The sequence below is a fragment of the Prochlorococcus sp. MIT 1327 genome (assembly GCF_047304785.1).
Lineage (GTDB): Bacteria > Cyanobacteriota > Cyanobacteriia > PCC-6307 > Cyanobiaceae > Prochlorococcus > Prochlorococcus marinus_D.
This window is the reverse complement of sequence record NZ_CP138972.1, coordinates 281,991-304,818: the sequence shown is the minus strand read 5'-3', so window position 1 is coordinate 304,818 and position 22,828 is coordinate 281,991. Positions and strand designations below refer to the sequence as shown.

The window sequence follows — 22,828 nt, the reverse complement described above, 5'->3', positions numbered from 1 at the left end:
AAAATGATCAACAAGAAAAGCTATCGCCAGCAAATCAAATCACAGTTGAACAATTTAACATGCCAAGATTCAGATGGCATGTTAAATAAGCCGGAGCACTTACTACAAATAACTACTGTTCTTTTTCTATAAAACGAAAACCTCCACCACAAGCAGTTGCTTCAGCTCCCTCAGGCACACTAATCAGGAAACCGCCTCCACTCAAATCTCCATAATAATTGAGGGTGAGACCCGAAAGTAAATGGAACTGGGCCACCGGTGCAAAAAGAGTGATGCCATCTGCTCGAGCGAGAGGCACACCACCACATTCACCAGGCTGGAGTCGTATGTAAAGCCAACCCTCATCGCAGGTGGCCTTAATCAAATCGAGGTGCATCAAGCCTGGCTTGCCGGCCAAAGCAGCCTGTCGAACCAGCTCAGCTGCGGCCGTTGGCGTAATGCCTAGGCGCGGACCATTTTCCATCTCGAAGAATTAACCATGCATCACTATTGCATCCCTAGCGAAATTCTTCATTCTCAAGAAATCAAGCTCTGCAGTGGGCCCTTTCAGACCTGGGACTTTGAAATCCTGCCTTGACAATGCGGATCAACCTTCATGGGTCTTAAGGGAGTTGTGATCAGAAGCTCGCCTCATGCTGAATTGATGAGGATCATGATGAAGCCCTACCTAAATCGGCAGAACAAGCAGAGGGTTCTAAACAGTCCAATCAGATTCATTTGAGAGAATGGCTGAACTAGGGCAATATTTATATTGCTACTCAATTGAAAGATAGACCGCCTTGCAGCAACTCCTCTCGAGCTGGCTCAGGAAAGATTAGAGCATTACTTTGTTGCCCTAACCAACACTCATCCTCAAGCAATATTCTTGGTGAAGACCGTAAGCCGGTTAGCACATTAAAAACATGCTCAACAACAGATTTCAGTTCGCAAAGGCTTAACTCATGGCCTCAAAAGTCAGATTCAAAGGCATTCATGATTAAAGATGGAATAAAGCATTCTTCAGGTGTATGTCTCGAGACAATGCAATTCAATCGGTTTGCAAGCGCATTTAAGGCTCATTGAATTGAGTGAACAGCTTTTTATGAGTTTTAGGCAAACCAAAAAGTCATTGAGGCCAAGGAATGGGCGATGCTGGGATCGAACCAGCGACATCCTGCTTGTAAGGCAGGCGCTCTACCGCTGAGCTAATCGCCCCTAGAGACAATTGTGCCCCAAGAGGCCAAGGTGGACTTCCTCACCATAGAAGAGCCATGGCCTCAGGCGAAGACCACGACAAAGCTACCTGCTTCTGGAGCCTGCCATTTGGCTTCGGCCTGAGCTTTGTGATGGGCTTGGCCAGTGGTCTAATTGGTGGGCTGGCCTTTGTCGTCGGCGGACTGTGGCTGTCTCCAGACCTCGACACTTATTCAAAACCATTGAAGCGCTGGGGGCTCTTGCAAGGTCTTTGGTGGCCCTACCGCAAACTAATTCCCCATCGCTCCCTCTTCTCCCACGGCCCACTAATCGGTACCGGTCTAAGGCTCGCCTACCTGATGAGTTGGACTGGCCTACTACTGATGCTCTTACAGCCGCTGGGTTGTCCTGCACCGCTCAGCCTTGCCAAAGCATTGAATGAGCAGCTAAGACTTAATCCCCAGCCAATCCTTGCAGTGCTGCTCGGGCTGGAAGCCAGTGTTTGGCTACACCTGATTCTCGATGGCGATCCCCTGCCCGCCGAATGGCATCGCTGGCGTCATCGATGAGAAGGTAGGCCAATACAAACCAATGGCCATGGACGCCGAACAACATCTGGCTCCAACAGAAGCCATCGCGGAGCTGGTCAGCATCGTGGCCCAGCTCAGGGATCCAAAGGGAGGTTGCCCCTGGGATCTGGAGCAGACCCATGCCTCCTTGATTCCATGCATGTTGGAAGAAGCCCACGAAGTGGCCGACGCCATCCGCAACGGCGATGACAACCACCTCAGCGAAGAACTAGGGGATCTTCTGCTGCAGGTCGTGCTACATGCTCAGATCGCTAAGGAAGAAGGACGCTTCAATCTCGAAGACATCGCCCGAGGCATCAGCAAAAAGCTCATTCGCCGACACCCACATGTGTTCGCAGAGGCAGTCGCAATCGACAGCGAAGCAGTTCGGCAAAGTTGGGAATCGATTAAAGCCAGTGAGCAGCCCGGTCCAACCTCGAACAGTCCACTAAGTGATCGTCTACGTAGCAAGGTGAGGGGTCAGCCAGCTCTGGCTGGAGCGATGGCCATCTCCAAAAAGGTCGCAAACGTTGGCTTCGAATGGAACACCATCGATGGAGTATGGGGAAAAGTGCAAGAAGAGTTCGAGGAACTCAAAGAGGCGGTAGAGCATGAAAACCAAGCCCATGCACAAACAGAACTTGGTGATGTGCTGTTCACTCTTGTGAATGTTGCTCGCTGGTGCGGCCTAAACCCAGAAGAAGGCCTTTCAGGTACAAACCAACGCTTTCTTGATCGCTTTTCTCGCGTTGAAGCAGCACTCGAGGGCCAGCTAAGCGGCCACACACTGACGGAACTAGAACAACTTTGGCAAGAAGCCAAAGCAGCAATTCGAGAAGAGGCTGACGACAAAAAGATATCGAATTAACACACATTGAAGGCATATGAGAACAAGTTCTATAGCCTAAATTTACAACCTCAAACTCAAGCCATCTACTTCAGGTAAAGCCAGAGATGATTTATCCAATGTTCGCTGTATCAATTACCGATTTTCCCCTAACGATTACAGCCGTATTAATTGCAATCGCATTTTGGACAGGCGAGAGGGCATTCCGAAATCGTAATAATCAAAAAAAAGAAGAATGATCACCTGCTTATTAATTTAGTCCTTGGACGCCAATTATTCATTGAATGGATCATTGGGATTGTTTGGCTTTGAAAGCATCCAAAAAGCGATTCGACCTCAAAACCCAGTCATTAGCTTAGGAGAAGATTCTAAGCTTGTCTTGCGAAGTTTCCATAAGCAAAAGTATGAACAATCTCAACCTTCAAAAAAGAAGGGTTAGCGCCAATGCCATGGCCAGTTAAATCTAGCCTAGCCAAATCTTGACCTGCAACAATCATGTGTTTTAATCATTAGCATGCCCATGCCACTAAGCCCACTTCAATAGAGTCATACTCCTAAAAAATACTTCCAAGATCTGCGACAAAAGTCAATGGACGATCTAAGAGTTAATTCACAATTAGTCATCCCATCAGCTGAATTACAATGGCGATTCTCCAAAGCTTCAGGTCCTGGTGGGCAAAACGTCAATAAGACCAATAGTCGAGTTGAACTGATCTTTGATCTCAACGCAACATCTGCACTAGGACCTTTTCGAAAAAAACGCTTATTAAATCAACTTCAACATCGCTTGGTGGCTGGTTGTGTACGTGTGGTTGCAGAGGAAGAACGTTCGCAATATCAAAACCGTCAGTTAGCCCTTTCCAGACTGGCTTATTTTTTACGAATGGGCTTAGAAGCAGTTCCCAAGACACGCAAACCAACCAAACCCAATCAAGCAGCAAAGAAACGTCGTCTTCAAGCCAAAAAACTGCGCGGCGAATTAAAACGTACCCGACAATCTAAACCTTCACTCGATGCCTAATTAGCATTCAGTCAGCATAAATTGCGTTAATTATTCATGTAAAGATGCACTTCTAAGTACAAAACAACGTCCTTCGGACAGAACAACCAAAAAGGACTCAAAACATTGAATTAAGTCAATTCCTTTGCTCGCCGGCCCTCCAGGCCCAGAAGCCCTTGAAAACACCACTGCAGTTCAGCAGCAGAAATCTGCAAGCGATTCGTGATCAGAAGGTCTTGCACCATGGGCCCACGCTGGCAACCAAGCCCTACGGGGGCTTAGCTGGAAGACAGTTTTAGGCCTCCTTGCCATGGACAGCCCTTCAACTCCAGAAGAAGGCTGGATCGATGAACATCACCATGGTGTTCGCTATGGCCTTCAAGGCCGTGTATTGGTTGATGAAAAAAGCCCATACCAGCGAATCACGGTGATCGACAGCAACCGCTACGGGAAAGGGCTGTTGCTCGACGGCTGCTGGATGACCGCAGAACACCAGGAACGCCACTATCACGAATCCTTAGTTCACCCAGCTCTGTGTAGCGCTACCCAACTTGAAAAGGTGTTGGTGATTGGGGGTGGCGATGGCGGCACAGCAAGGGAGTGCCTGCGCTACCAAGACGTCAAACACCTCGACATGGTGGAAATTGATGGCCGAGTTGTGGAACTGAGCCAAAAGCATCTGCCCAGCCTTGGAAGCCATGCTTGGAGCGATCCCCGCTTACAGCTCAACCTGGAAGACGGCATTGCCTGGGTCGCCAATGCAACTGAATCCTCCTACGACGTGATCCTTGTGGACGGCTCCGATCCGACCGGGCCTGCAGAAGGTCTCTTCAATCAAACCTTCTTTGAGCATTGCCGACGCATCCTGCGGCCCGGAGGAGTTTTTGCTACTCAAAGCGAGTCACCAGAAGCATTCCGTCAGGTTCACATCGACACTGTTCGTCTGATCCGTCAAGTTTTCGGCTACGCAGATCCCCTCTACGGCTGGGTGCCGATGTATCCAAGCGGCTGGTGGAGCTGGACCTTCGCCGCCATCGATGGTCCTCGTTATCGCAACCCAATCCCAGCAAGAGCAGCCGCCATCTCCGCAGGCTGTGAAATCTGGAGCCCCCGCTGGCAACAGGGTGCCTTTGAAGCCATCCCAGTTTTCATTGAAAGGGAACTGACTTGATGCCCCAAAACACAACAACCACTGCAGCAAGATTCGACAGCGAAGGTGCCATCTTCATGGCTGCAAGACGCGACCCTACCGGATGCAACGTCGGACTTTTTGGCGTGCCTTACGACGGCACCTCTTCATTCCGCCCAGGCAGCCGCTTCGGTCCGACAGCCATCCGCGACGTCAGCAATGGCCTAGAAACCTACTGCCCTCAGCTTGATCTGGATCTAGAAGATCTTGCCTTCACTGACCTTGGGGCCCTTGACATTCCCTGCGGCGACCCCAAGCCCGTTGTAGAAGCAGTCAAAAAAGCCACCCAAAACTTGCTGAAGATGGGTCTCAGGCCGCTGATGCTAGGCGGCGAGCACTCGATCAGCTCCGGAGCAGTGGCTGCAATCACTGAATTGCATTCAGATCTCGTGCTGTTGCAGCTGGATGCCCATGCAGATCTCCGCCAAGAGTATCTAGGGGCGCAACACAGCCATGCCTGTGCCATGCGCCGTTGCCTCGAGGTACTGCCCAGCGCTCAGCTGCTGCAGTTAGCAATCCGCAGTGGCACACGCGCAGAATTTCAAGAACTCCACGACCAGCAACGGCTGGTGAACCACAACCCCGGCCAAGCAGCGACTGAACTCGCCAAAGCCCTTGCACCCCATCAAGGCAAACCTCTCTATCTCACCGTGGATTTGGATTGGTTCGACCCATCCGTACTGCCGGGGACGGGGACACCTGAACCAGGCGGCTTTCTATGGCGCGATTTTGCCGCCGTCGTGGATGTACTACGACACCATCAACTGGTAGGCGCAGACGTGGTGGAACTCGCCCCCCAACTTGATCCTTCAGGGATGAGTAGTGTGCTCTCCGCCAAGGTGACCCGCAGCCTGCTCATGCTGCTCAGCCTGTCTGCAACATCTGAGCAAAAGTGAGCAGCATCACTCAATTGCTTCAGCAGAGTTTCACGCTAGATCTTCGAACACTCAAAACAGCTCAGAAAACATCCAGGTCTGAAAACAGCTCCTGTATCCCTTGATTAAAGATCCTCACTAAGACAACCAACCAAAGTACGACCAAACTCAAGCTGCCGATCCATCTGAGTTTCAGTCGCTTTCTCCTTCAACAATGGCAGTGATGGGGCTTGTTCTGTCCAGTGATGACACAGAGCAACGTGCGCCAACTCAGGATGCACGTTGATTTGCCTAAGACGACACCAACCTGCATCCGCCAACTGACTGGTACCACAGTGTTCACAGGTTTTGCAGCTGACTCTCGTGGACATTTTTCAATCCCCGAATGACGCTCAGGGTAAGGACTGTTGACGGATTGGACGACTGAAATCGTCAAATCTGCGACTTTCCTTCCGCTTCTGCAAACCCGATAGCACCCTCCATAGGATTTCGGCACTGCAACGTCCAGCCCGTGAATCTGCAACACACACCTCTCCATGACCTCTGCCGAGATGCAGGCGGCCGGATGGTGCCCTTTGCCGGCTGGGACATGCCAGTGCAGTTCTCGGGCCTACTCCAAGAACATCAGGCAGTGCGTCAGCAGGTGGGAATGTTCGATATCTCTCATATGGGAGTGCTGCGTCTCGAAGGAACCAACCCCAAAGACACCTTGCAGGCACTAGTGCCAACCGACCTCAATCGCATCGGTCCAGGTGAGGCTTGCTACACGGTGCTGCTCAACGAAACAGGCGGAATTCTCGATGACCTAGTCATTTATGACCTTGGCACCAATAAGCAAGACAGCCAAAGCCTGCTGATTGTGATTAATGCAGCCTGCAGCAAAACCGACACCATCTGGTTAAAGCAACATTTGCAGCCCGCAGGCATCGCACTCTCGGATGCCAAGAACAAAGGCGTCTTACTGGCACTACAAGGACCCCAAGCGACCAAGGTGTTGGAACGCTTAAGTGGCGAATCACTAGCGAGCCTTCCCCGCTTCGGCCATCGCCAAGTCCTGTTTTACGGCCTGGGAGCGAAAGATCCCTCTTCAGTCTTCGTTGCACGAACTGGCTACACCGGCGAAGACGGCTTTGAACTGCTCCTGGAGGCAGAAGCCGGCCGAGCCCTCTGGCTCAAATTGCTCGCCGAAGGAGTCATCCCATGCGGACTCGGTTCCCGTGACACCCTGCGTCTAGAGGCAGCAATGCACCTCTATGGACAGGACATGGACATCAATACAACACCCTTCGAGGCTGGTCTCGGCTGGTTGGTACACCTGGAAATGCCTGCTCCATTCATCGGTCGAACTGCCTTAGAGCAACAAGCAGAGCAAGGCCCCATTCGCCGCTTGGTCGGCCTAAAGCTGTCTGGACGAGCCATAGCCCGTCATGGATACCCACTGCTTCACAACAACAACAAAGTGGGAGAAATCACAAGCGGCACCTGGTCGCCCAGTCTTAAAGAAGCGATAGCCCTGGGCTATCTACCCACAGCTCTAGCCCGCATCGGTAACGAAGTGGAGGTAGAGATCCGCGGCAAGCACCACCGGGCAACGGTGGTGAAGCGCCCCTTTTATCGCCGTCCTTCCCTTAGCTGAAGGCCATCGCCAAAACCGGTCATTTTAATAAGCGGCAACAAGCCCCTATGGGAAACTCGCTTTTCATCCTGAAGCCTTCCCCATGCGCAGCAACGGTTGCGGAGAACTGCGCAGTAAGCACATCGCCTCCAACGTGAAACTGTGTGGCTGGGTTGATCGCTGTCGAGACCATGGCGGAGTGATCTTCATCGATCTGCGAGACCGCAGTGGAACCATACAAATCACCGTGGATCCCGATCAAGGTGCTGAGCTCTTCGCAAGCGCAGAGAGCCTGCGTAATGAAACCGTCCTGCAGATCACGGGTCTGGTCAGACCCAGGCCGGCCGATGCAATCAACAGCAAACTCAGCACCGGCGAGATTGAGGTGCTAGCCAATGGTCTCGAGGTACTCAACCCCGTCACAGGCAACCTGCCCTTTACGGTCTCGATTCACGACGAAGAACCCGTCAAAGAAGAGCTACGTCTGCGTCACCGCCACCTGGATCTGCGCCGGGAGCGAATGAGCCGCAATCTCCAGCTACGCCACACAACCATTAAAACGGCTCGTCGTTTTTTGGAAGACGAGGGATTCATCGAAGTGGAAACTCCTGTTCTCACACGCTCCACTCCCGAAGGAGCCCGCGACTACCTAGTGCCTTCAAGGGTATGCAGCGGTGAATGGTTTGCGCTGCCTCAATCCCCCCAGCTGTTCAAACAATTACTCATGGTGGGCGGCTTGGAGCGCTACTACCAAGTCGCTCGCTGCTTCCGCGATGAAGACCTCCGCGCCGACAGGCAGCCGGAATTCACCCAGCTGGACATCGAAATGAGTTTCATGGATCAAGAACAGATCCTCAAGCTCAATGAACGACTGATCGCCACCATCTGGAAAGCAGTGAAAGGCATTGACCTACCACTTCCCTTCCCAAGATTGACCTGGCATGAGGCCATGGACCGATACGGCACCGACCGGCCCGATACCCGCTATGGAATGGAGCTCAATGATGTCAGCGACATCCTCAAAGACATGGGCTTCAAAGTCTTCTCCGGGGCCATAGCCGCTGGAGGCTCCGTGAAGTGCATCACTGTGCCAAACGGGAATGACCTGATCAGCAACGTGCGCATCAAACCCGGTGGAGACATTTTCAACGAAGCCCAAAAAGCTGGGGCCGGTGGCCTGGCTTTCATCCGTGTACGCGATTCCGATGAGATCGACAGCATCGGTGCGATCAAAGACAACCTCAACAGCAAACAAAAGGCAGCCCTGCTGAAACAGGCTGGAGCCAAAGCGGGTGACCTGATTTTGTTCGGAGCCGGCAAGACCGCCACCGTCAACAGCGCCCTTGACCGGGTGCGGCAATTCCTGGGCCGCGAGCTGGGCCTGATCCCCACAGACCAAGACAACAAGCTATGGCAGTTCCTCTGGGTCGTGGACTTCCCGATGTTCGAGTTGAACGCAGAAGAAAACCGCCTTGAGGCTCTCCATCACCCCTTCTGTGCACCAAATAAAGACGATCTAGGCGACGATCCCGACGCCTGGATGGAGCGCCTACCTCAAGCCCGTGCTCAGGCCTATGACCTTGTCTTGAATGGGCTAGAGCTTGGCGGCGGATCACTGCGCATCCACAATGCCGAACTGCAACGACAAGTGCTGCAAACCATCGGTCTGCCCCTAGAAGAAGCAAATCAACAATTCGGCTTCCTCATCGATGCCCTTGAGATGGGAGCCCCACCTCATGGCGGCTTGGCATTCGGGATGGATCGGATCGTCATGCTGCTCACAGGAGAAGACTCGATCCGCGACACGATTGCCTTCCCAAAAACCCAACAAGCTCGCTGCCTGATGACCCAAGCCCCCGCAGGTGTCTCCAACCATCAATTAGAGGAACTGCATGTAGAAAGCACCTGGGTCGATCCCGAATAGATTCAGCGCATTCCAGACAACAAGGGGCGTCTTCATTAACCCTGAAGGCATATCTTCGCGGGCAACCCTTGAAGAGCAGCCCCCAACAAACCAAGACTTCCCGAGTCCGCAGAAGCGGCAGCACAGATCCTGTGCGTCTCTACTTGCAGGACATTGGACGCGTAGAGCTACTAACCAATGAAGAGGAAGTGACCCTGGCGAGACTTGTGCAGCGCAGGGAAGCCCTACTCAAACAGGAAAGGAAACTGGCCTCCAACCAAGAAGCGATCAAAGAATTACAAAGACTGGAGGAGCTGCAGCAACGAGAAGCGAACCATTCATGCCACTGGCCCACCAAACAGGAATGGGCGATGGCTGCTGGGCTTACCCTGGCCGAGCTGCAAGAGAAAATCGAGACTGGTTACAAAACCTGGGGAGCCCTGACTGGTCTTGACCCCTTGGAACTCAAGCGAAGTTTGCGAGCTGGTCGGCGTGCCAAGGATCAGATGATCCAGGCCAATCTTCGACTTGTGGTGGCTGTAGCCAAGAAATATCAACAACGGGGCATAGAGCTGCTGGATCTGGTGCAAGAAGGCACCCTGGGCTTGGAACGCGCAGTAGAGAAGTTCGACCCCACCAGAGGTTTCCGCTTCAGCACCTACGCCTACTGGTGGATCCGTCAGGGCATCACCAGGGCCATTGCGACGCAAAGTCGGACGATCCGACTGCCGATGCACATCACCGAAAAACTCAACCGCATCAAACGGGTTCAACAGGAGATTGCTAGTAACCAAGGACGATTAGCTTCGATTGCCGATCTCGCCAAGGCACTTGGCCTTAGTGAAGAAACAGTGCGCCTAACCCTAATGAGGGTTCCACGTTCAATCTCCTTGGAAACTCGAATAGGCCAAGAACAAGACAGCCAACTCGGCGATCTGCTGGAAGACAGCAACGCAACCCCAGAGGAGAAACTCACCCGCGATCAATTACACAACGACCTTGAAATCTTGCTGGATGAACTAAGCAACCGCGAAGCGACAGTGATCAGACGACGTTTTGGACTTGAAGACGACACTCCGCAAACCCTGACGCAAATTGGCGAGGCAATGCATCTATCGCGAGAACGAGTGCGTCAGATTGAAAGCCATGCCCTCTTGAAATTGCGTCAACCGCAACGTCGCTGCAAGGTACGGGACTACATTCAAAATCTCGATTCCTGATTAGCACTTCACAAACGCACTAATTTCAATACCTCAGACCTCCTTCCTTGAAATCGGCATCCCAGCAGACAAACGACAGGCAATCTCTGACGGCCTTGGAAGGGTTCTCGCAGATACCTATGTGCTCTACGGCAAAACCCACGGATTCCACTGGAACGTAACCGGCCCGATGTTCAACACGCTCCACCTGATGTTTATGGATCAATACACCGAGCTCTGGAATACCCTCGATGTGATCGCCGAACGCATTCGTGCCCTTGGTTTTCTGGCACCCTTCGGCGGCAATACCCTCGGAAAGCTTGCTTCGATCAAGGAAGCGGAGCAAAATCCCGCCGCCCTCGAGATGGTGCGCGAGCTGGTCGATGGTCATAAAGAGGTGGCACGCACCGCTCGGGAAATATTCAAACTGGCTGAAGCCGCTAATGACCAGCCCAGCGCCGATCTATTAACCCAGCGGCTTCAGATTCACGAAAAAACCGCCTGGATGCTGCGCAGCCTGCTGGAAGCATGAGAAAGCCGAGGTAACTTAAAGAATCAGCCTGAAATTCATGGCCAAGTTCGTCTTTGTTACCGGTGGAGTCGTATCAAGCATCGGCAAGGGAATTGTGGCCGCGAGCCTTGGTCGCCTACTCAAGTCACGTGGCTACAGCGTCTCGATCCTGAAGCTGGATCCCTACCTCAATGTGGACCCAGGCACCATGAGTCCATTTCAACATGGTGAAGTGTTCGTCACCGAAGACGGCGCCGAAACCGACTTGGATCTTGGGCACTACGAGCGCTTTACTGACACAGCCATGTCACGCCTCAATAGCGTAACCACTGGCTCGATCTATCAAGCAGTCATCAATAAGGAACGCCGCGGCGACTACAACGGCGGCACTGTGCAAGTGATCCCTCACATCACTGGCGAGATTCGCGAACGCATCCACCGAGTAGCAGCCAATAGTGGCGCAGATGTCGTGATCACAGAAATCGGCGGCACTGTCGGAGACATCGAATCTCTGCCCTTCCTCGAAGCAATCCGTGAATTCCGTGGAGACGTAGGACGCAACGACCTCGCCTACATCCATGTGACCCTACTCCCGTTCATCGGCACATCCGGTGAACTCAAAACCAAGCCCACACAGCACTCCGTTAAGGAACTGCGCGCAATCGGCATCCAACCAGATGTACTGGTTTGCCGCAGCGACCGCCCAATCAATGAAGACCTAAAGCGCAAGATCGGGGGCTTCTGCGGGGTGCCAAACCGGGCTGTCATCCCTGCCCTTGATGCCGACAGCATTTATGCCGTACCCATCTCATTAGAAGAAGAGGGCCTCTGTCTAGAAATGCTGGATGTACTCAACCTGACTGACCATGACAGTGACATGAAAAACTGGGTTCAGCTGGTTCATAAGCTGCGCAACCCTGGTCCCGCTGTGAAGGTTGCCCTCGTCGGAAAATATGTGCAACTCAACGACGCCTACCTTTCAGTAGTGGAAGCACTGCGCCATGCCTGCCTAACCCAAGATGCCTCCCTCGATCTTCATTGGGTCTGCTCGGAACAAATCGAAGCAGAAGGGCCAGACAAGCTGCTCAAAGGTATGGATGCTGTCGTAGTACCTGGAGGCTTCGGCAACCGTGGCGTCGATGGCAAAATTGCAGCCATTCGCTGGGCGAGAGAACAACGAGTGCCATTCCTAGGGCTTTGTCTAGGCATGCAATGCGCTGTGATCGAGTGGGCACGCAACCAGGCAGGACTCACTGGAGCCAGCAGTTCCGAGCTGGAGCCCAACACCAGCCATCCTGTTATCCACCTCCTGCCAGAGCAACAAGACGTAGTCGATCTGGGCGGCACAATGAGGCTTGGGGTCTATCCATGCCGCATAGCACCAGACACGTTGGCGCAGAAGCTTTATGGCGAACAGGTTGTCTACGAACGCCACCGCCATCGCTATGAATTCAACAACTCCTACCGCAACCTATTTATTGAATCCGGCTACACCATCAGCGGTAGCTCACCCGATGGACGACTCGTAGAACTGATCGAGCTGAAAGGTCATCCCTTCTTCACAGCCTGCCAATACCACCCTGAATTTCTCTCCCGACCCGGAAAACCCCATCCCCTCTTCCGGGGATTAATCGAGGCAGCTCAACTACGGCTACCAGCCTCACCTGACGAAGCCCTACGTAGCAAGGCTCAGCCTATAGGCCAGGAGCTGTCCAACCGCCATTAATGAACTCCACCCTCCCGGTAGTGGAAAGCTTCCATTCCATTCAAGGGGAAGGAGCCCATGTCGGTCGCAGCGCCTTCTTCATCAGGCTCGCCGGCTGTGATGTCGGCTGTTCATGGTGCGACACCAAACACTCTTGGAACTCAAGGAACCATCCGCAAATCGCGCTTGAACAACTAGCAGTGGAAACAGCAACAGCAGCAAAAGATGGAGCGGCCTTTGTGGTGTTGACCGGGGGTGAGCCATTGCAACACAACATCGCTCCCCTATGTGAAGCCCTACACAGGGCCACAGAAACCAACCCCGGCGGGCCATTAGCAATCCATCTTGAAACCAGCGGAGTGAATCAGCTCAGCGGTGTTCCCACATGGATCACCCTCTCGCCAAAGCGCCATGCGCCCCCTCGCACAGACTTATTAGCAGCTTGTCATGAGCTTAAAGTTGTAGTTCATGAAAAAGACGATCTGAACTTCGCCGAAGTCATGGCCAAAGCTGCCTTAGAAGCGAGAAAGAATGACAACGCCTCACAATCACGCCTCAGCAACACATCAAAGGAACCACTACTCTTCCTTCAACCTGGCTGGGCAACAACAACAGGTCAACAACTAGCTTTCGAGCACGTACAAAGTCATCCCCACTGGAGGCTGAGCATGCAAACCCACAAGTGGCTTGGTATACGTTGAACCTCAAAGCTTGGTTGCCTCCCGCTGAGTGATCTCAGCCTTCCACAACCGCCAACGCACCTCTAAGCCCCCAGGTACATCAACGACGATCGGAAAGGAGGCGTTATAGGGCACCAAATAGGGCTTAGTGCCAAGACCAAGAAAGCTCTCACGCATCGGCTCATCAGGAGGCCAGGACAATCAAGCCAGCCGCTGGCAGGTCCAACACACAATCAACCCTTGCAAGTATAAGTGGACATCCCAAGCTGCGGTTGGCCTTGGCCCCCAAAGACCTGGTCAAGCTGTTCATCTAACAGCGGAGTTGCAGCTTGAGCTGCCTTGACCTCATCAGCAGTAATCTCAAAACCTGCCTCTTGAGCAATGCTGACGATTGAATCTGCGTCTGTTGTAGCCCTTAGCTTTTCCTGAAGAGAATTGTCCGCCTGAACTGCTTCCCAAAAGGCTTTGAATGATTCTTCTGACATTAACAAAATTCATACAAATACTTTTATAGGTCAAAATCGCATTGAAGTCTATGCAGGCTGAAACATGATGCAAAATTGAGAACAGTTCTTTGCCTGCTCATACCATGGATCCTCATCATCCTCAATCGATGACCAGCAAAACATTTTTGATTGCAATTTAAATGAAAATTTAAACAGACAACCAACTAAACCTCCAAGAAGTCTAATGGTACCGCTTAGCCAGGGTTGGAAGACAACACAGAATCAGTGCTATTAGACAACAACCCTGAAAGCCAAATATCGCGCTAGTGCCTGCTAAACATGCTGCCTTTGTAATCAATCATTGCAGGCAACTGCATGCCATAGCAATAGCTTGTAGTGAAGCTTTGCTTTTTATGTTTGGAGACTTTATGCTCAATTTAGCTTTTCTGATTACTTGAAGGAAATAGAGTCAATGCTTCGCAGCAAGAAGTAAATTGCCAACTTTGAATACGTTAAATGATTCTTATTTGCTACCGTTAATGTGTGATGGAGTTAGCGAATTTGAGCCAACTTTGGACTTTGCGCACTGAATATCTGGATCAGGAATGACCTAAAGAGCAAATTAATGGTTGATCATGAACTCATCTGATGCACTGGGCCTCCCGACTTTGCGCATGCATGTCAACCCCAATGACACTGATAAGCAGCACCTCTAGCTTGTACTGAAGCCTACACATCACATCAGTTGAGCTCCCTACGAGCGCCTCAATTAAAGCCGCATTTCGACCCACTCCTGCTGCCAGGGGAAGGCGTTCTGCTGTTGCGAGAGAACGGAGCCCATGCCCTCTACGGCGCCCTCTATGAACAGTTGATTCCGCTGCTCGATGGCAACCATTCAACTGATGCGATCGTTGAGCTGCTTTCGGCTGACTACAAAAAAGCCGAGGTTTATTTCGCTCTGATTACCCTGCAGGCGCGTGGCTATCTATGTGAAGCCGTCAGTCGTCTAAGCCCTGCAGAGGCCTCGTTCTGGGCTGAGCTTGAGGTAGATCCTGAGCAGGCCTGCCGTCTTGTTGAAGCAGCTCGGGTGGAAGTGATTGCCCTCGGGGCGGTGGATTCCACACCCGTGCTGGAAGCTCTGCGATCCAGCAGCATCGCACTTGCTGAGGTTGGAGAGCAGAGCTCGCTGGCGCTAGTGATTTGTGATGACTACCTCAATGAGGAAGTGGTCGAACTCAATCAACGCTTTCGACAACAAGGCCAGCGTTGGCTGCTACTACGACCACGCGGTCGCCAATTGTGGCTTGGACCTTTATTCAGTGGTGATCAACCTGGTTGTCATGCATGCCTTGCCCGCTGGTTACGTCGTCAAAGGCCTTTGGAACGCTTCGTGGCATCACAGCGGGAAGCCCCTCTATCAGCGCTCATCCCTAGAGCTGCCAGCGAAGCGGCAACTCGGATGCTGGCGCAGCTTGCGGCGCTTGAAGTAAAAAGAGTTCTGGCGAATGCAACCCCGGTCTGCGATGGCCATCTAATTAGTTTCGACTGCGCTGATTACGGCAGCATCCGTCACGAACTGCTCGTCGATCCTCACTGCCCGGTGTGCGGTAGTCCAGCGGAACCGATCTTTCGGCCTGTGACGCTGGAGGCATGTCCGGTGGCTTTTGATCAAGACGGCGGTCACCGCCACATTGCACCTGAAGAAACCCTGAAACGCTATGAGCGATTCATCAGCCCCATGACCGGTGTCGTCAGTGAACTGCGACAGGTAGAAAACGAACTGAGCAGCGTTCACGTCTACATCGCTGGACAGAACAGTGCCCAGGGAATAGAGAGCCTGGATCATCTGCGCCGCAATCTGCGCAGCTGCAGCGCCGGTAAAGGTGCCTCGGATGTGCAAGCCCGTGCCAGTGCGTTATGTGAAGCCCTAGAGCGGTTCAGCGGCGAGCGTCACGGCGAGGAGATAGTGGAGCAGGGCAGTCTGCGCACTATGCAGGAGCGGCATGGCGATGCGGCTATCCATCCGAATGCCGTGATGAGATTCAGCGCACACCAATACGACGAGCGTGAGGCGTTAAATGCCAGCGGCAGCAGATTTAATGTCGTCTGCACGCCACTCGATCCAGAGCTGGAGATCGAGTGGACACCGATCTGGTCATTGACGCATTGTTGTCGTCGTTACCTGCCGACACAGCTGCTTTACATGGGCCCGGACCCCACACAGGAAGCGCTCGAATCCCCCACTAAGCCCTTACAGATCGCCATAGGTTGCTCCAACGGCAATGCTTCCGGCAACACGCTGGAGGAGGCTGTACTTCAAGGGTTTCTGGAACTCGTGGAACGCGATTCCACTGCGATTTGGTGGTACAACCGTCTGAGACATCCCGGCGTGGACCTGGCCTCATGCCAGGACATCTGGATTAACCGCCTGATCAAAGATTACGCCGTTCTCGGCCGCGAGTTATGGGCCCTAGACATCACCGCTGATCTGGGGATTCCTTGCATCGTGGCTTTATCCAGGCTGACGGATGGAGAAGCCGAACGGATTATGTTTGGCCTGGGCTGCCATCTCGATCCACGCATTGCAGTGCAACGTGCTCTAGCAGAGATGAATCAAATGCTTGGCATCGCCAATGCTGATTTGGGCAAAGATGATCCAGGCATTGACGATACAGAGACCTTGACGTGGCTGAAAACAGCCACGCTTGAGAAGCAGCCCTATCTAAAAGCGGATGAAATGCGGCCATTGCGACGCCTTGAGGATTTCCCCCAGCGGCACAGCGGTGATCTGCGGCAAGACATCGATTATTGCCGTGACTGTGTTGAGGCCCAAGGGCTCGAGATGCTGGTGTTGAATCAGACCCAACCGCTGATTGGAATTCCAGTGGTGAAGGTGGTGGTGCCTGGTTTACGGCATTTCTGGGCACGACACGCTGCCGGGCGTTTGTTTGATGTGCCTGTGCAGATGGGCTGGCTTGAACAGCCCTTACAGGAAAACGAACTCAACCCGATTCCGATCTTCTTCTGACATGGCCATTCACTACAAGCTGCGGCAGGGCGTGACGCTGCAAGAGCAGAGTTGCGATCAGCTGCTCGTTGACTGCGATGGCCGGGTAGTGCGTTGCCAGCATGCGGATGAAGCCTTCAAACGGATGCTTAGCAGGCTTGCATCGTCGGGTGGCCTCGCTAATGATCTGTTTACGGCGGCGGCGCAGGGTGGCGGCGCGCCAGTGCAATTGACTCTCTTTCTGCAGTTGATGCAATTGGAGCAGCGTGGATGGCTCACGCTCATGCTGATGGGCCCTAAGGGAGCAGCGCTGGTGCTGGAGCCGATGGGTCGTCAACTGCAACGCCGCACTCCATTGAAGGAGCCCTTCAAGATTCGGTTCTCACGGTTTATCTGTATCCGCCCCGAACATGGAGAGCTGCAACTGGAGGTTCCGTTCGCAGCTGGACGGGTACAGCTAGTAGAGGCGCGCCTATCGTCTCTGTTGCCTGTCTTGGCAGTTCCATGTTCGACGGAGCAACTACGCGAACAGCTGCCGGACGATCTCCGCGACCAGTGGCAGGATCTGCTCACTCTGCTGCGGACCGCTGGGCTGGTCGGCGTCTGTGATGCGGAAGGTGGAGTGGATGTGGATCAGGAAGCGGAGCGACACCGCTGGAGCTATGAGGACTTAGCCCTGCATCACCGTTCTCGGCTCGGCTGGCATCGCCACGTCGTGGGTGCCAGCTTCCGGGGTGCGGGTGTCTGCATCTCTCCGCCACTGCTACTGGCAGCCGAGCACCTCCCGGCTGTGGTGCTGCCACGACCTGTAAAAGCCGGGTTGGATCCGAGCTTCTTTGACGTGGTGGAACAGCGTCAATCGATCCGCAGTTATGCGGACACTCCGCTGAATTTGGATCAACTGAGTCGTCTGCTTTGGTATACGGCACGTATTCGTCGACGTTTCGGAAGCAATGTCGAATCAGAGCAGGACTATGAGGCTTGCTCACGTCCGGTAGCGGGTGGTGGAGGGCTCCATGAAATCGATCTGTATCTCACGGTGCGTCGCTGCAGTGGCCTTGAGGCCGGTCTATATCGCTACGACCCTCAGGCTCATCAGCTGCTACGCCTAAGTGAACTGAGTGAGGTTTGCAAACAACTTCTACTCGAAGCCGGTCAAGGGGCAGCTCTGACGCAGGAACCAGATATTCTGATCACCCTGGCTGCGCGTTACGGCCGGGTGACCTGGAAATACGAAGGAATGCCCTATGCCCTAATCCTCAAGCACGTTGGTGTGATCTACCAACATCTCTATCTAGTCGCCACCGCTCTCGGCCTGGCCCCCTGCGGGCTGGGTGCCGGCAACTCAGAGACCTTCGCCCAGGCGACAGGGCTCGATCGCTTCGCGCACATTCCCGTGGGTGAATTCATCTTGGGCCGACCAGCCGACATCAAACAAGAAAGCTGTTAATAGCGCAGAAGCTGAAGTTTCTTTTGAAATGGTGCATTACAAGCAACAGTGAACAGAAAAGATGTCGAGAACACCTCGCTGCTTGCCACAGGGGCATGCCTTTCATCTCACGCTGCGCTGCAATAGCCGGCAGTTCTTGATTGCTAAAGCCCTTAGGCGGGATGTGTTGTTGGCAGTACTTAAAAAGGCCCAGCAGAAATTTGCCGTGAAAGTTTATGGGCTCTGCCTGATGGCCAACCACCTCCACTTGCTGCTGCGCCCTGATGATGCAAGTGAGCTGCCCAGGGTGATGAACTGGTTCGCTTGGTATTCAGCCATGGCCTTGAACCGCTTGAGCGGTCGTTATGGGCACTTCTGGGAGGCAAGGTATTTCTCAACGCCGATCCACCCAAAAGATCAGCGGCGAATGCTGAATACCTTGAGGACTATCCATGCCAATCCCAAAGCGGCTGAGGCAAGCAAAGGCTTTTATGACCCCTATAGCAACTATGGCCACTACAGCAGGTTGCAATCAGATGGCATCAGCGAATGGAGCCCTACCTTTTTAAAGCTCTCGACAACGCTTGATGGATGTGCCAAGCGCTATCGCCACAAGGGCAAAGGCGCTCCTAAGTGCCACTGGGCTAGTCGCATGCTCAAACGGTTGGTGAGCAGTGCAAGAACTAGAAGCAAGAAGAAAAGGGTTTCTCCAGGTCAACAACGACTGCCATGCGATTGGGATGTTCGCCTTAATCAAATTCCAGACGAGTGGTATCAAGTTGCTGTGAGATTTAGAACAACAAATGGAATCAGAGATAGCGATCAAAGCCTCAATCTGTGGTGATTAAGTTAGAGAATATAAATAGTTTTAGGGTAAAAGAAGTTGAAGGTGAATTTGTGATGAATACGAAAAACTATTGGTGGTTGGTGCCTGCTGAATAAGACATCAAGGCAACTTTCTGCAAGTCAATGGTGCCAGGTATCGGATGCCGTTTTAAGCGAATATGGAAGTCGTTGAAGAAAGAAAGCCCCCTGAGGGCGTTGAGTATCTAGTCTGCCCCTAGCCTTGACGAGGATTGCCATCAAAAAATTCTAAAGCAAACACACGACGGCAAATCTCCATCTGGCCACGGCCCAGCAGTTACCCCACCAGCAGCTCCGAGATTCTTTTCAGCATCTGACAGCTGAGCTTGAGCTTCCTTTACCTCTTCAGCAGTAATCTCAAAACCTGCCTCTTTAGCAATACTAACGATTGAATCAGCGTCTGTTGCAGCCCTTAGCTTTCTTCAGAGAAGTATCCGCCTGGACTGCTTCCCAAAAGGCTTTGAGTTGTTCTTCTGACATTAAGAGAAGCCTGGCTAATGATTCTTTAGTTCATAATCGCGCTGATATCTGTTTTTACAGGCAAACTGAAACATGAGGTGGAATTAAAAACAGTTCTTTCCTGGTCATCCCATTGAGCCTCATCATCCTCAATCGATGACCAACTAAAGATTGCTGATTGCAATCGAGCTGAACGTTTTGACCAACAATCAATTGAACCCGCCAATCGGCAGGATTTGAAGACACGGCAGGGTCAGAACTGCGAGGCAGCAATCCAGGAAGCTGAATCAGCCAACGTTGCTGATCTTGCGCAGGCAATGGATAAGCCGTCAAATCAAGGCGTGGGATGGCCCCTACCGGTGCTGCTCCTGAAGTCGCTAGAAGGGCTAAAAGCCAAAACAAAGACCTGGTCTGAATGAATACCGCCACGTCAACGTGCACAACAGAATGTCCAGCATGAGCGACTCCAAAACGATTGCCCTGCTCTCAGGCGGACTTGATTCGGCGACTGCCGCAGCCCTGGCCATAGAGGCTGGGCAAAAAGTGATCGGACTTTCCTTTGATTACGGGCAACGACATCGCAAAGAACTGCAAGCCGCTGAAGAGCTCGCGGCCCACATGGGCCTCACTGAACACCATGTAATCAATGTCAACCTAGGAAGTTGGGGAGGCTCTTCCCTCACCGATCTAACGCAAACAGTACCCAGTGAAGGAGTCGTTGACGGAGTGATCCCCAACACTTACGTACCTGGACGCAACACGGTCTTCATTGCAATTGGCCTCAGTCTTGCCGAAGCCCGCAATGCCAATCAGCTGGTATTAGGGGTCAATGCAATGGACTACTCCGGCTACCCAGACTGCAGACCTGACTATCTCAAGGCCTATCAGGCCTTGGCTGATCTGGCCAATAAAGCTGGCCGTGAAGGACATGGGATCAAGCTCTGGGCTCCACTCATGCATTGGCACAAGAAACGGATTGTGCAAGAGGCGCTACGGCTAGGGGTGCCAATCGAAAAAACTTGGAGTTGCTATAGCGGAGGCGATCATGCCTGCGGCATATGCGACAGCTGCCGCATCCGCGATGCAGCTTTGAGCGAGGCTGGCAGATCAGATCTCTGCAGCAAGCCGACACCATGACTGCTCTGGAGCGACGACTTTGCCGCTGGCAAGAACCAGCGAAGTTGGCAAAACAACTCACCAAAACTTGGGGAGAAGCTGGTCTGGTGTGGCTAGATGGAGACGGCAGTGGTCTAGGTCGTTGGGCGACTCTGGCAGTCGATCCCATTAATCAGATTTGTTGCCGAGGCATACCTGGCGAAAAAGACGCCAGCAACCCCTTCGAAGCCCTCCGTGATCTAGAACCAGGGCACTGGACAGGCTGGCTCAGCTATGAGGCAGGAGCCTGGATAGAACCCAAAAATCCATGGAAAGCAGATTCCATGGCAACTCTGTGGATGGCGCAACATGATCCTGTACTGCGATTCGACCTTCAAAAGCATCAGCTCTGGATCGAAGGGTGTCATCCCAAACGACTGCAAGAACTAGCTAACTGGCTAGAAGCCCAGCAATCTGAGAATGCATCTGAAAACAGCAAAGATGAGTCGTTACTTGCAACAACAGACCTCACAATTCCCGTCAATGCATGGGAATGGCTCACCACTAGAGATGACTATGCACGTGATGTGCAACAGATCAGACATTGGATTGCCAGCGGCGATATTTTCCAGGCCAATCTCAGCGCTTGCTGTACCACCACGATCCCTTCAGGAAGCTTCGCCGTTGACCTTTTCCTAAAACTTCGCCACCACAACCCAGCTCCCTTTGCCGGCCTGGTGATAGCTGCAGGCCTTGCAAAAGGTGAAGCCGTGATCTCCGCCTCTCCAGAGCGTTTCCTAAAAGCTCGCCCAACAGGAGCAGTTGAAACGCGACCAATCAAAGGGACCCGACCTCGCCACCACAACCAAAGCCAAGACGCTGATCTGGCAGCTGATCTTGTTTGCAGCAGCAAAGACCGAGCTGAAAACGTGATGATCGTCGATCTATTGCGCAACGATCTTGGGCGAGTCTGTCAACCCGGCTCCATCACAGTGCCTCAATTGGTAGGCCTGGAGAGCTATCCCCATGTGCATCACCTCACCTCAGTCGTGCAAGGACAGCTTCGATCAACCCAATCTTGGGTAGACCTACTACAAGCCTGTTGGCCGGGAGGCTCCATCAGCGGTGCCCCCAAGCTGCGCGCCTGTCAGCGGCTGAACGAACTGGAACCAACAGCACGCGGGCCCTATTGCGGCTCGTTGTTGCATCTCAACTGGGATGGGCAGCTCGACAGCAGCATTCTGATTCGCTCGATGTTGCTCGAGGGCAACACCTTACGAGCCCATGCCGGCTGCGGCATCGTGACCGGTTCCGACCCCTATTGCGAAGCTGATGAGCTGAACTGGAAACTGCTGCCACTACTGGAGGCACTGCAATGAAAAACCAGATTGCCTGGATCGATGGCAACTGGGGTAGCACTGCGGAGCTCGCTCTTCCTCTAAGAGATCGAGGCCTGCAGCTTGCCGATGGCATCTTTGAGACAATTCTGATCCTTGATGGACATCCACAACTCCTCAATGCTCATCTCAGCCGCTGGCAGACCAGCGCATGCCTGCTAGGGATGGCCCCCCCGCCTACAGCGAAATGGTTGACACCTCTGATCAAAGAGGGCCTGAAACAATGCAACTTGGACAATGGCAATGGGGCCCTACGCCTCAACTGGAGCCGTGGCGATAGGTCAAGCCGAGGCATCAGCCTGCCCCAGAGCAACCCGCGTTCAACAACCCATCGCTTCTGGCTAGAGCTGAATGCAGTGGAGCCCTGCTTTACTCCACTTAAGACGATCATCAGTTGCCATGAGCGTCGCAACGCCAATAGTCGCTTGAGTCGTTGCAAAACCTTCGCCTACGGTCAAGCGATACAGGCCCGCCACGAAGCACAGAAAGCGAATTGCGATGAGGCCATACTGCTCAGCACAAGCGGTGAACTTTGTTGTGGCAGTACCGCAAACCTCATCGTGCGACGAAACAATCATTGGCTCACACCACGACTTGCTAGTGGCTGTCTACCAGGTGTCATGCGACAACAGGGCCTCGAACATGGATGGTTGCAAGAAACTCAACTAGAAGCCACACCAGAAAAAGATGATCAATGGCTACTGATTAATAGCCTCAGCTGCCAACCCATCGTGAAGCTCGATGATCATCTGCTCAGAGCATGGTCGGATCCTGAAGGCCTTTGGTACTCCCTCTTAAAAGCCAACAACACTGACACTTCTCCCAGGCATACAGATTAATGCCCCAGCCCTAAACATCTCCATAC

At 53.0% G+C, this 22,828-nt stretch carries 23 protein-coding genes and 1 tRNA gene; 17 read left to right on the top strand and 7 right to left on the bottom strand.

Going from position 1 to position 22,828, the window contains the following annotated elements:
* Positions 1-112: 112 nt before the first annotated feature.
* Together SIB80_RS01420 and SIB80_RS01415 are read right to left on the bottom strand one after the other, a co-directional pair.
* The gene (locus SIB80_RS01420; RefSeq protein ID WP_063420719.1) at positions 113-463 is read right to left on the bottom strand and encodes a hypothetical protein; all 351 of its coding nucleotides are present in this window, start codon (positions 461-463) and stop codon (positions 113-115) included.
* A 659-nt stretch (positions 464-1,122) separates the two neighbouring features.
* A tRNA-Val gene (locus tag SIB80_RS01415) sits at positions 1,123-1,194 on the bottom strand.
* A gap of 56 nt (positions 1,195-1,250) precedes the next feature.
* Here SIB80_RS01415 and SIB80_RS01410 point away from each other — a divergent pair.
* From SIB80_RS01410 to speB, 5 genes are all read left to right on the top strand, one after another.
* On the top strand, positions 1,251-1,742 hold the full coding sequence (locus SIB80_RS01410) for a metal-binding protein (protein ID WP_063420720.1): 492 nt from the start codon (positions 1,251-1,253) through the stop codon (positions 1,740-1,742).
* Positions 1,696-2,610: a nucleoside triphosphate pyrophosphohydrolase gene (mazG, locus tag SIB80_RS01405; RefSeq protein WP_236066189.1), complete on the top strand. Its 915-nt coding sequence runs from the start codon at positions 1,696-1,698 to the stop codon at positions 2,608-2,610. Before SIB80_RS01410 ends, mazG begins: the two co-directional genes overlap by 47 nt.
* A 568-nt stretch (positions 2,611-3,178) precedes the next feature.
* Positions 3,179-3,610 carry an alternative ribosome rescue aminoacyl-tRNA hydrolase ArfB gene (gene arfB / locus SIB80_RS01400; RefSeq protein ID WP_063420721.1) on the top strand — a complete coding sequence of 144 codons (432 nt, stop codon included), beginning with the start codon at positions 3,179-3,181 and terminating at the stop codon, positions 3,608-3,610.
* Positions 3,611-3,899: 289 nt separating this feature from the next.
* Positions 3,900-4,760: a polyamine aminopropyltransferase gene (gene speE, locus SIB80_RS01395; RefSeq protein ID WP_063420722.1), complete on the top strand. Its 861-nt coding sequence runs from the start codon at positions 3,900-3,902 to the stop codon at positions 4,758-4,760.
* The gene (gene speB / locus SIB80_RS01390) at positions 4,760-5,674 is read left to right on the top strand and encodes an agmatinase (RefSeq protein ID WP_063420723.1); all 915 of its coding nucleotides are present in this window, start codon (positions 4,760-4,762) and stop codon (positions 5,672-5,674) included. The genes speE and speB overlap by 1 nt, the downstream gene beginning before the upstream one ends.
* 104 nt (positions 5,675-5,778) lie before the next feature.
* Here speB and SIB80_RS01385 read toward each other — a convergent pair whose 3' ends face one another.
* Positions 5,779-6,024, bottom strand: a complete 246-nt coding sequence (locus SIB80_RS01385; protein WP_063420724.1) for a hypothetical protein — start codon at positions 6,022-6,024, stop codon at positions 5,779-5,781.
* Between the two features lie 140 nt (positions 6,025-6,164).
* On the opposite strand from SIB80_RS01385, the gene gcvT reads away from it, so the two are divergent.
* The 6 genes from gcvT (at position 6,165) to SIB80_RS01355 (ending at position 13,287) form a co-directional block, all read left to right on the top strand.
* Entirely contained in the window at positions 6,165-7,289 is a 1,125-nt protein-coding gene (gene gcvT, locus SIB80_RS01380; RefSeq protein ID WP_063420725.1) for a glycine cleavage system aminomethyltransferase GcvT, read from the top strand.
* Positions 7,290-7,371: 82 nt separating this feature from the next.
* Positions 7,372-9,192: an aspartate--tRNA ligase gene (gene aspS / locus SIB80_RS01375; RefSeq protein ID WP_063420726.1), complete on the top strand. Its 1,821-nt coding sequence runs from the start codon at positions 7,372-7,374 to the stop codon at positions 9,190-9,192.
* Between the two features lie 68 nt (positions 9,193-9,260).
* Entirely contained in the window at positions 9,261-10,391 is a 1,131-nt protein-coding gene (locus SIB80_RS01370) for an RNA polymerase sigma factor, RpoD/SigA family (protein ID WP_063420727.1), read from the top strand.
* A gap of 28 nt (positions 10,392-10,419) precedes the next feature.
* On the top strand, positions 10,420-10,902 hold the full coding sequence (locus SIB80_RS01365) for a Dps family protein (protein WP_063420728.1): 483 nt from the start codon (positions 10,420-10,422) through the stop codon (positions 10,900-10,902).
* Between the two features lie 37 nt (positions 10,903-10,939).
* Positions 10,940-12,607: a CTP synthase gene (locus tag SIB80_RS01360; protein WP_063420729.1), complete on the top strand. Its 1,668-nt coding sequence runs from the start codon at positions 10,940-10,942 to the stop codon at positions 12,605-12,607.
* Positions 12,607-13,287 carry a 7-carboxy-7-deazaguanine synthase QueE gene (locus tag SIB80_RS01355; RefSeq protein WP_063420730.1) on the top strand — a complete coding sequence of 227 codons (681 nt, stop codon included), beginning with the start codon at positions 12,607-12,609 and terminating at the stop codon, positions 13,285-13,287. Before SIB80_RS01360 ends, SIB80_RS01355 begins: the two co-directional genes overlap by 1 nt.
* 3 nt (positions 13,288-13,290) lie before the next feature.
* Here SIB80_RS01355 and SIB80_RS01350 read toward each other — a convergent pair whose 3' ends face one another.
* Together SIB80_RS01350 and SIB80_RS01345 are read right to left on the bottom strand one after the other, a co-directional pair.
* On the bottom strand, positions 13,291-13,443 hold the full coding sequence (locus SIB80_RS01350) for an ecotin family protein (protein ID WP_236066190.1): 153 nt from the start codon (positions 13,441-13,443) through the stop codon (positions 13,291-13,293).
* A gap of 56 nt (positions 13,444-13,499) precedes the next feature.
* A complete protein-coding gene (locus SIB80_RS01345) occupies positions 13,500-13,751 on the bottom strand; it encodes a Nif11-like leader peptide family natural product precursor (protein ID WP_063420731.1) in 252 nt (83 codons plus the stop codon).
* Positions 13,752-14,457: 706 nt separating this feature from the next.
* Here SIB80_RS01345 and SIB80_RS01340 point away from each other — a divergent pair.
* The 3 genes from SIB80_RS01340 (at position 14,458) to SIB80_RS01330 (ending at position 18,992) form a co-directional block, all read left to right on the top strand.
* A complete protein-coding gene (locus SIB80_RS01340) occupies positions 14,458-16,740 on the top strand; it encodes a TOMM precursor leader peptide-binding protein (protein WP_063420732.1) in 2,283 nt (760 codons plus the stop codon).
* 1 nt (position 16,741) lies between these two features.
* Complete coding sequence (locus SIB80_RS01335) at positions 16,742-18,169, top strand: SagB family peptide dehydrogenase (RefSeq protein WP_063420733.1); 1,428 nt, start codon at positions 16,742-16,744, stop codon at positions 18,167-18,169.
* Between the two features lie 61 nt (positions 18,170-18,230).
* On the top strand, positions 18,231-18,992 hold the full coding sequence (locus SIB80_RS01330) for a transposase (RefSeq protein ID WP_063420734.1): 762 nt from the start codon (positions 18,231-18,233) through the stop codon (positions 18,990-18,992).
* Between the two features lie 238 nt (positions 18,993-19,230).
* Here the strand turns inward: SIB80_RS01330 and SIB80_RS01325 are convergent, their stop codons facing one another.
* Together SIB80_RS01325 and SIB80_RS01320 are read right to left on the bottom strand one after the other, a co-directional pair.
* On the bottom strand, positions 19,231-19,401 hold the full coding sequence (locus tag SIB80_RS01325) for a hypothetical protein (RefSeq protein ID WP_236066206.1): 171 nt from the start codon (positions 19,399-19,401) through the stop codon (positions 19,231-19,233).
* A 145-nt stretch (positions 19,402-19,546) separates the two neighbouring features.
* Positions 19,547-19,912, bottom strand: coding sequence for an ecotin family protein (locus SIB80_RS01320; RefSeq protein WP_063420735.1), 366 nt, complete (start codon positions 19,910-19,912; stop codon positions 19,547-19,549).
* A 15-nt stretch (positions 19,913-19,927) separates the two neighbouring features.
* Here SIB80_RS01320 and queC point away from each other — a divergent pair, with 15 nt between their 5' ends.
* From queC to SIB80_RS01305, 3 genes are read left to right on the top strand one after another with little or no spacing between them, the layout of a single operon-like run.
* A complete protein-coding gene (gene queC, locus SIB80_RS01315; protein ID WP_063420871.1) occupies positions 19,928-20,608 on the top strand; it encodes a 7-cyano-7-deazaguanine synthase QueC in 681 nt (226 codons plus the stop codon).
* On the top strand, positions 20,605-21,945 hold the full coding sequence (locus SIB80_RS01310) for an anthranilate synthase component I family protein (protein WP_063420736.1): 1,341 nt from the start codon (positions 20,605-20,607) through the stop codon (positions 21,943-21,945). The genes queC and SIB80_RS01310 overlap by 4 nt, the downstream gene beginning before the upstream one ends.
* Positions 21,942-22,802: an aminotransferase class IV gene (locus SIB80_RS01305; RefSeq protein ID WP_063420737.1), complete on the top strand. Its 861-nt coding sequence runs from the start codon at positions 21,942-21,944 to the stop codon at positions 22,800-22,802. The genes SIB80_RS01310 and SIB80_RS01305 overlap by 4 nt, the downstream gene beginning before the upstream one ends.
* Positions 22,803-22,828: the final 26 nt, after the last annotated feature.